The 7540-nt window shown below is 69.7% G+C and carries 10 protein-coding genes; 3 read left to right on the top strand and 7 right to left on the bottom strand.

Features of this window, described 5'->3' with window-relative positions:
• From EJK15_RS19615 to EJK15_RS70705, 4 genes are all read right to left on the bottom strand, one after another.
• A partial coding sequence (locus EJK15_RS19615) for a helix-turn-helix domain-containing protein (RefSeq protein ID WP_138711892.1) occupies positions 1–217 on the bottom strand: 217 nt, incomplete at its 3' end.
• A 9-nt stretch (positions 218–226) separates the two neighbouring features.
• A complete protein-coding gene (locus tag EJK15_RS19610; protein ID WP_138711891.1) occupies positions 227–1942 on the bottom strand; it encodes a bifunctional sugar phosphate isomerase/epimerase/4-hydroxyphenylpyruvate dioxygenase family protein in 1716 nt (571 codons plus the stop codon).
• Positions 1943–1952: 10 nt separating this feature from the next.
• Positions 1953–2798 (bottom strand): shikimate dehydrogenase, encoded by an 846-nt coding sequence (locus tag EJK15_RS19605; protein ID WP_138711890.1) that lies wholly within the window; start codon positions 2796–2798, stop codon positions 1953–1955.
• Positions 2798–2962 (bottom strand): type II 3-dehydroquinate dehydratase, encoded by a 165-nt coding sequence (locus tag EJK15_RS70705; protein ID WP_171074410.1) that lies wholly within the window; start codon positions 2960–2962, stop codon positions 2798–2800. Before EJK15_RS70705 ends, EJK15_RS19605 begins: the two co-directional genes overlap by 1 nt.
• Before the next feature lie 361 nt (positions 2963–3323).
• Here EJK15_RS70705 and EJK15_RS76335 point away from each other — a divergent pair, with 361 nt between their 5' ends.
• Positions 3324–3455 (top strand): hypothetical protein, encoded by a 132-nt coding sequence (locus EJK15_RS76335; protein WP_276615408.1) that lies wholly within the window; start codon positions 3324–3326, stop codon positions 3453–3455.
• 71 nt (positions 3456–3526) lie between these two features.
• Here the strand turns inward: EJK15_RS76335 and EJK15_RS19600 are convergent, their stop codons facing one another.
• From EJK15_RS19600 to EJK15_RS19590, 3 genes are all read right to left on the bottom strand, one after another.
• Positions 3527–3718 (bottom strand): hypothetical protein, encoded by a 192-nt coding sequence (locus EJK15_RS19600; RefSeq protein ID WP_138711889.1) that lies wholly within the window; start codon positions 3716–3718, stop codon positions 3527–3529.
• Positions 3719–3870: 152 nt separating this feature from the next.
• Entirely contained in the window at positions 3871–6102 is a 2232-nt protein-coding gene (gene katG, locus EJK15_RS19595) for a catalase/peroxidase HPI (protein ID WP_138711888.1), read from the bottom strand.
• Between the two features lie 32 nt (positions 6103–6134).
• On the bottom strand, positions 6135–6572 hold the full coding sequence (locus tag EJK15_RS19590) for a Fur family transcriptional regulator (RefSeq protein ID WP_138711887.1): 438 nt from the start codon (positions 6570–6572) through the stop codon (positions 6135–6137).
• Positions 6573–6645: 73 nt separating this feature from the next.
• Between EJK15_RS19590 and EJK15_RS19585 the strand changes: the two genes are divergently transcribed.
• Both EJK15_RS19585 and EJK15_RS19580 read left to right on the top strand, forming a co-directional pair.
• Positions 6646–6846 (top strand): hypothetical protein, encoded by a 201-nt coding sequence (locus EJK15_RS19585; protein WP_138711886.1) that lies wholly within the window; start codon positions 6646–6648, stop codon positions 6844–6846.
• Positions 6847–6956: 110 nt separating this feature from the next.
• Complete coding sequence (locus EJK15_RS19580) at positions 6957–7409, top strand: peroxiredoxin (RefSeq protein WP_138711885.1); 453 nt, start codon at positions 6957–6959, stop codon at positions 7407–7409.
• Positions 7410–7540 lie beyond the last annotated feature (131 nt).

Here is a 7540-nt window from a genome sequence, read left to right as displayed (position 1 = left end):
CGTAGGCCTTCTCCAGGACCGCGATGTAGAGCCGCTCCTTGCTGCCGTAGTAGTAATAGATCATGCGCTTGGTGGTGCGCATGCGGGCGGCGATCTCATCCACCCGAGCCCCCGCGTAGCCGTGGCGGGCGAACTCCTGCTGGGCGACCTCCAGAATTTCCGCCTTGGTGCGCTCGGCGTCCCGCCGGCGTTCGGCGGCGGCGGGCTGAGAGGTCATTCGCTCATCCTAGTGATGACCTCCCGCGTGCTGCGCGGCGAGCCGGATGGGGGCGTTGACGGCACCGTAGCCCTGATAGCCGCCCGTCCGCTGGACGATCTCGAAGAAGACGCGGCCCACGGTGACGGTGTACAGGTGGAGGAACTCGCCGTGCTCGTCGCGGTCGTAGAGCACGCCGAGATGGCGCAGCTCGGGATCGACCTCGTGGCGGGCCTCCAGGTCGTCGTAGTAGTTGTCCGGGATGGGCAGCAGCGACTCAGGACGCTCGGCGCGCAGCCTGCGGGCCATGCCGATGACGTCGTCGCAGGCCAGCGCCACGTGCTGCCAGGGGATGTCGGCCGCGCCGACCTGGGCGAGGTTGAGCACCATGCGCACCCGGCCGTCCTGGGTGGACATGGCCTTGCTGCGCAGCAGGCCGTAGGGGTCCGGCAGCTCCAGGCTCTCCTGCGGCCGCAGCCCCAGCACGCTGCGGTAGAACAGCGCCGCCTCGTCGAAGTGATGCCACGGCTGGGTGAGCGCCACGTGGTCGATGCCGGTGATCGTGCCCGCTACCGGCTCCGACGGGCTGAAGTCGCCGAGCCAGGCGTCGTCGCAGAAGAAGATCTCGGTGCCGTCCGGCGCGGCGACCGCCTCCAGCCGCGCCTCCTTGGGCGCGCGCTCGCGCGGCAGCACCGGCGACAGCAGCGACTCGGCGTGCTTGGCCGCGCCCGCGGGATCGGGGCTGTCCAGGCCGATGGCGATCAGCGCAGGATCGGCGCCGGTGGCGTTGAGCAGCAGCCGCGCCCCGCCCTGCGCCCACAGCTCGACCGGCTTCGTGGCATGCCTTCCGGTACGCGCGAAGCCGAGCGCGCCCAGCAGCCCGCCGAGCGAGCCGGTGTCGGCCAACTCGGCGAAGGCGAACCCGGCTGGCACGACCGGGTGCGCGACGCCGTGCAGGTCAGCCTCTAGGGCGATGAGCGAGCGCATGCCGTCGCGCGCCGTACGCCCGGTGTCGGCCTGGCGGAAATGGTCGTTGAACACCTCCAGCGACAGCGGGCCCGCGTACCCGGTCTCGAGCACGCTGGCGACCAGACCGGCCAGGTCGAAGTTGCCCTGGCCGGGGAAGCACCGGTAGTGGCGGCTCCACTGCAGCACGTCCATGGCCAGCAGCGGCGCGTCGGCGAGCTGCAGGAAGAAGATCTTCTCGCCCGGGATGGCCTCGATGCCGATCGGGTCGGAGCCGCGCGACAGGATGTGGAAACTGTCCAGGCACGTGCCCAGATCGGGGTGATCGGCCATGCGCACGATCCGCCAGGCGTGCAGATACTCGTTGACGTGCCGGCCCCAGGCCAGGGCCTCGTACGCGATGCGGATCCCGTGGTCGGCGGCCCGCTCGGCCAGCAGCCGGAGTTGCTCGGCGGCGAGCTCGTCGTCATCGATCGCCTGCGGCGAGACGTTGGAGCAGACCAGCAGCAGGTCGGCACCGAGCCGCTCCATCAGCCGGAACTTGCGCTCCGCCCGGCGCAGGTCCAGGGTGGGCATCGCCTCGAAGTCGCGGAACGGCTGGTACATGTCGATCGACAGCCCCAGGTCGGCGGCGAGCGCCCGGATCCGCTCCGGCGGCAGCGGACAGGCCAGCAGATCGTTCTCGAAGATCTCCACGCCGTCGAACCCGGCGGCCGCGATGGCTTCCAGCTTCTCCGTCAGTGTCCCGCTGACGGACACGGTGGCTATGGACTTACGCACGATTCCTCCTTCAGACGGCGATCAGGTCGGTCAAGTGGGCGAGCATCCGCTCGGCGTCGGGCTCGCGGTCGGTGAACAGCCGGAAGGCGTGCGCGGCCTGGAAGACGACCATGCCCCCGCCGTCCAGCGTCCGGCAGCCCAGCGCCCGCGCCTGCTTGAGCAGCTCTGTCTCCAGCGGCCGGTAGACGATGTCGGCCACCCACAGCCCCGGATGCAGCAGGCCGGCGGGTAGCGGCAGTCCTGGATGATGGGCCATCCCGGTGGGGGTCGCGTGCGCCAGGCCGTCGGCCTCGGCCAGCAACTCGGGTAGCTCGGCAGGGGTCGCGTGGCGCGCGCGCTCGGGGCCGAAGCGGCCGGTCAGCTCGGCGGCCAAGGCGCTCGCGCGCGCCGGGTCCGCGTCGACGACGGTGATCCGGTCGGCGCCCAGGGTGAGCAGCGCGTGGGCGACCGCCGCGCCCGCTCCCCCGGCCCCGAGCTGCACGATCCGCCGGGTGGGTGCGTCCGGCAGGCCGCGGGCGAACGACTCGGCGAAGCCCGTCCAGTCGGTGTTGTGCCCGATGGCCCGCTCGCCGTCGAAGACCACCGTGTTGACCGCGCCCAGCATGCGAGCGTCCGGCGACAGCTCGTCCAGGTGCGGGATGACGCTTTGCTTACATGGATGGGTGATGTTGAGCCCGTCGTACCCGAACCGGCGGGCCGTACGCACCAGCTCCCCCACGTCCAGTCCGAGCCGGTCGGTGTCGAGCAGCCGGTAGACGTAGTGCAGCCGGTGATGAGCCGCCTCCCGCTCGTGCAGCGGAGGGCTGAGCGAGGGGCCGATGCCCGAGCCGATCAACCCGGTCAGGAACGAGGCCATCAGTTCTTCCTCTCCAGCAGGTGCGACAGGTGCATGAGCTCCGGCGCGCATCCGTGTGCTCCCGCACCACAGATCACGACGTCGGCGACCTCGGACACGTACGATCTGTGCCGGCGGCCGAGCAGGTTGAGGTTGGGCCCGTTGAGGACCAGAACGCGGGACATGATTCTCTAATGTACGTACTAGTGAGTTAGCTGACCAGACATGAAGCGGTTCCGGCCACGGCCGGACTCCCCTGACCTCGGCCGTTCAAGTGTCCAGCGGCCGTCCGAGGTAATGCTGGACGCACGCTGGACAATTGATCCTTGCCGCCCGCCGGTGCCGCCGGTCAGCGTGGTGGGCGAGCCCCGGTACCGATGTCGCTGCCCGTCGGGGGCGGCAGGCGAAGCCGATCCGGGGCGTTCACCGAGTCAGGAAGAGGATCATGGGGTACTCGAAGCTCGTCCCCGCGGTGGCCGGAGTCGGCGCCGCCTTCGCGATGCTGACCGTCCCGTCCGCCGGAAGCGGTGGATCGAGCTGAAGTTCGTGAAGCCGAACCACAACTTCTTCTGGAAGTGTTTCTCGGTCAACGCGAAGACCAGCGGGAAGAAGAAGATCGGCAACTCCAACCCGGACAAGGTCGTCATCACCAAGAAGATGTCGAACTGCCCTGTCTGACTCCCGCCCAGGCGCACGCGGACGCCGGGCACCCGCACTGGCCCGTCGCCGACCAGCGCGTCGGCGGGACCTCAGACCGGGCGCTTGCTGCCGGACTCGCCGTCGGCCAGCACCATGACTACCTGCGGCGAGCGGATCACGTTCGCGTCCGTCGACGGGGGCGGGCCGCCGTCCGCATGCGCCGGAGCGGTGCCCAACGCCAGCGCGGCGGCCAGACCGGCGGCAGAGGCGGCGGCACGGCGGATCGAGATGCGGGTCTTCATACGCTCTCCCAGTCGGGCCATTGATCACGACGGTACTGGCCCCACCAGCATCGGCGCCGCACCCGTGCTTGTCCACCCCTGGACAGCGGAGTGAGGTCCTTCGGGCTGGGGACGTCCAGGCCGGCCGGCGTGGGCCGGCCTGGACGTCATGATCAGACGAGGTCGAACCGGTCGAGGTTCATCACCTTGTCCCACGCCGCGACGAAGTCGTTCACGAACTTCTCCTTCGCGTCATCGCTCGCGTAGACCTCCGCGAGCGCGCGCAGCTCGGAGTTCGAGCCGAAGACGAGGTCGGCACGGCTGCCGGTCCACTTGACCTCGCCCGTGGCCGCGTCGCGACCCTCGAACGTGTTCGCGTCCTCGGACGTCGCCTTCCACGTCGTGCCCAGGTCGAGCAGATTGACGAAGAAGTCGTTGGTCAGAGACCCGGGGACCGTGGTGAAGACGCCGAGCGGCGACTGCTGGTAGTTCGCACCCAGGACGCGGAGGCCACCGACGATGGCCGTCATCTCGGGGGCGCTCAGGGTCAGCAGGTTCGCCCGGTCGAGCAGCAGGTATTCGGCCGGCAGCCGGTTGCCCTTCCCGAGGTAGTTGCGGAACCCGTCAGCGGTCGGCTCGAGCGCGGCGAACGACTCCACGTCGGTCTGCTCCTGCGACGCGTCCACGCGGCCCGGCGTGAAGGGGACCTGGACGTCGAAGCCGGCGTTCTTGGCGGCCTGCTCGACGGCCGCGCAGCCGGCGAGCACGATCACGTCGGCGAGCGAGACCTGCTTGCCGCTGGTCTGGGCGCCGTTGAAGGACTTCTGGATGCCCTCCAGGGTGCCCAGCACCATCGCCAGCTGGTCGGGGTCGTTGACCTCCCACCCGCTCTGCGGCTCGAGGCGGATGCGCGCACCGTTGGCGCCGCCGCGCTTGTCGCTGCCGCGGAAGGACGAGGCCGACGCCCACGCGGTGGAGACGAGCTGGGACACCGACAGGCCCGAGGCGAGGATCTGCCCCTTGAGGGAGGCGATGTCCTCAGCGTCGATGAGCTCGTGCGTCACCGCGGGGAGGGGGTCCTGCCACAGCAGCGCCTCGGCCGGCACCTCCGGACCGAGGTAGCGCACGATCGGGCCCATGTCGCGGTGGGTGAGTTTGTACCACGCCCGGGCGAAGGCATCCGCGAGCTCGTCGGGGTTCTCGAGCCAGCGTCGCGTGATCTGCTCGTAGACCGGGTCGATGCGGAGCGCGAGGTCGGTCGTCAGCATCGTCGGGGCCTGGCTCTTCGACGGGTCGTGGGCGTCGGGGACGGTGCCCGCCCCGGCGCCGTCCTTCGGCCTCCACTGGTGCGCACCGGCGGGGCTCTTGAACAGCTCCCACTCGTAGCCGTAAAGGATCTCGAGGAAGCTGTTGTCCCACGTGATCGGCGTGTTCGTCCAGATGCCCTCGAGACCGCTGGTGATCGCGTCGGCGCCCTTGCCGGTGCCGAAGGTGCTCTGCCAGCCAAGGCCCTGCGCCTCGATCGGGGCGGCCTCGGGGTCGGGGCCGACGTGCTCGGAGGGGCCTGCGCCGTGGGTCTTGCCGAAGGTGTGACCGCCCACGATCAGGGCGGCGGTCTCCTCGTCGTTCATCGCCATCCGGCGGAACGTCTCACGGATGTCGCGGGCCGCGGCGAGCGGGTCCGGGTTGCCGTTCGGACCCTCCGGGTTGACGTAGATGAGGCCCATCTGGACCGCGCCGAGGGGGTTCTCGAGCTCCCGGTCGCCGGTGTAGCGCTCGTCGCCGAGCCAGGTGGTCTCGGGACCCCAGTAGACGTCCTCGTCAGGCTCCCAGACGTCCGCACGACCGCCGGCGAAGCCGAAGGTCTTGAAGCCCATCGACTCCAGGGCGACGTTGCCGGTGAGGATCATGAGGTCGGCCCACGAGATCTTCTGGCCGTACTTCTTCTTGACCGGCCACAGCAGGCGGCGGGCCTTGTCGAGGTTCCCGTTGTCCGGCCAGCTGTTGAGAGGCGCGAAGCGCTGCTGGCCGGCCCCGGCGCCGCCGCGGCCGTCGCTGATCCGGTAGGTGCCCGCGCTGTGCCAGGCCATCCGGATCATGAACGGGCCGTAGTGGCCGAAGTCGGCCGGCCACCAGTCCTGCGAGGTCGTCAGCACCTCCGCGATGTCCCGCTTCACGGCCGCGAGGTCGAGGCTCTTGAACGCCTCGGCGTAGTTGAACTCCTCGCCGAGGGGGTTGGCCACGGCGGGGTTCTTGGCGAGGATCTTCAGGTTGAGCCGCTCCGGCCACCACTGGCGGTTTCCGCCACCCTGAGTCGGGTGAGGTGCGCGCTCGTGCGCGACGGGGCAGCCACCTCCGCTCTCCGTCTTCGCGTCAGTGACGATTGCATCATGGTTCTCGGACATGGAATCCTTCCGAACTTTGGAGATAACGGTGCTCAGGAACTGCGGGCGGTGGAACAGTCGCCGCACAGGCCCCAGTAGATGACCTCGGCCTCGACGATCGAGAAGCCGTGGTCGTCGGCCGCGGTCAGGCAGGGCGCGTGGCCGACCGCGCAGTCGACGTCAGCGACGACACCGCACGACCGGCACACGATGTGGTGGTGGTTGTCGCCGACGCGTCCCTCGAACCGGGCCGGGCTGCCGGCCGGCTCGAGGCGGCGTACGAGTCCCGCCGCGGTTAGCGCGTAGAGGGCTTCGTACACGGCTTGAAGGGAGATATGGCCGACACGATCACGCACCCCGGAGGCGATCGCCTCGACGTCGAGGTGATCACCGTCCCGGACGGTCTCGAGCAGTGCGACGCGGGCGGCCGTCACCCGCAGGCCGGCACCGCGCAGTTCCTCGGCGGTGGTCGGGGTCTGGGATGCGGTCATGGCGCCAAACCTACCTTCATAAACGCGAACGATTCAAGAGAACGAATAGTACAAGTTTAGTGCCGTGTCAGTCATGCTTGTCCCGTTGTGGCGTGACGTGCCCTCGTACGGGCTGGGCATCACGAACGTCGCGGCCCGCGCGTGGGCCGCCTGCGTGCCTCCACTCGGGCAGGACCACTTGGCGGCGAAGACCTGCGTCCAGTGGTTCGTGCCGCGGCGGGCCACTGCGCCGCTTTCCCGGCCGCCGCCAAGCTCGTGGACGGTTCTCTGGTGATGCGCGGTCTCGCGGGCGCGCCGGTTGGGCGGCCATCGGGCCGGCCGTAGCGGGCCTCGGCATTTACGTGGGCTACCGTGGCGCACGCGGACTGCGCGCGGGAGGCGGGAATGAACGAGGGTGATCTGGTCGAGGACTTCGAGCTGCCCGACCAGCACGGGATCAGGCGGAGCCTGTCGGAGTTCGTGGCCACGGGCCCGGTCGTGCTCTTCTTCTACCCGCGCGCGATGACGCGCGGCTGCACCAAGGAGTCATGCCATTTCCGCGACCTGGCCGCCGAGTTCACGAAGCTGGGCGCGCACCGGATCGGGATCAGCGAGGACGAGGTGGCCAAGCAGCGACAGTTCTCGGACCTGCACGGATTCGACTATCCCCTGCTGTCCGACCCGGCCGGGGAGATAGCCGATCGCCTCGGGGTGCGCAGGCACCTGCCGATCGGACCGCTGCGGACCCGACGGATGACCTTCGTGATCGGCACCGACCGCAGGATCCTCGGAGTGATCCGCAGCGAGACGGACATGAACGCGCACGCTGAGCGGGCACTGGAGATCCTCCGCCCGTGATGGGGCCGTCAGGTCGCCATGGGGACAGGGCGGACCGGAGCCGTCGTTGACGGCCACCGGCCACCCTGGTCGGTATGGGAGATCCCACGAGGCCACGACAACGGCCCAGCAGTTCGACGGGTCCGCCGGCT

It is taken from the genome of Nonomuraea basaltis, assembly GCF_005893125.1.
GTDB lineage: Bacteria > Actinomycetota > Actinomycetes > Streptosporangiales > Streptosporangiaceae > Nonomuraea > Nonomuraea basaltis.
Note: the sequence above shows the minus strand (reverse complement) of the source record. Positions and strands in the feature narration are given on the sequence as shown.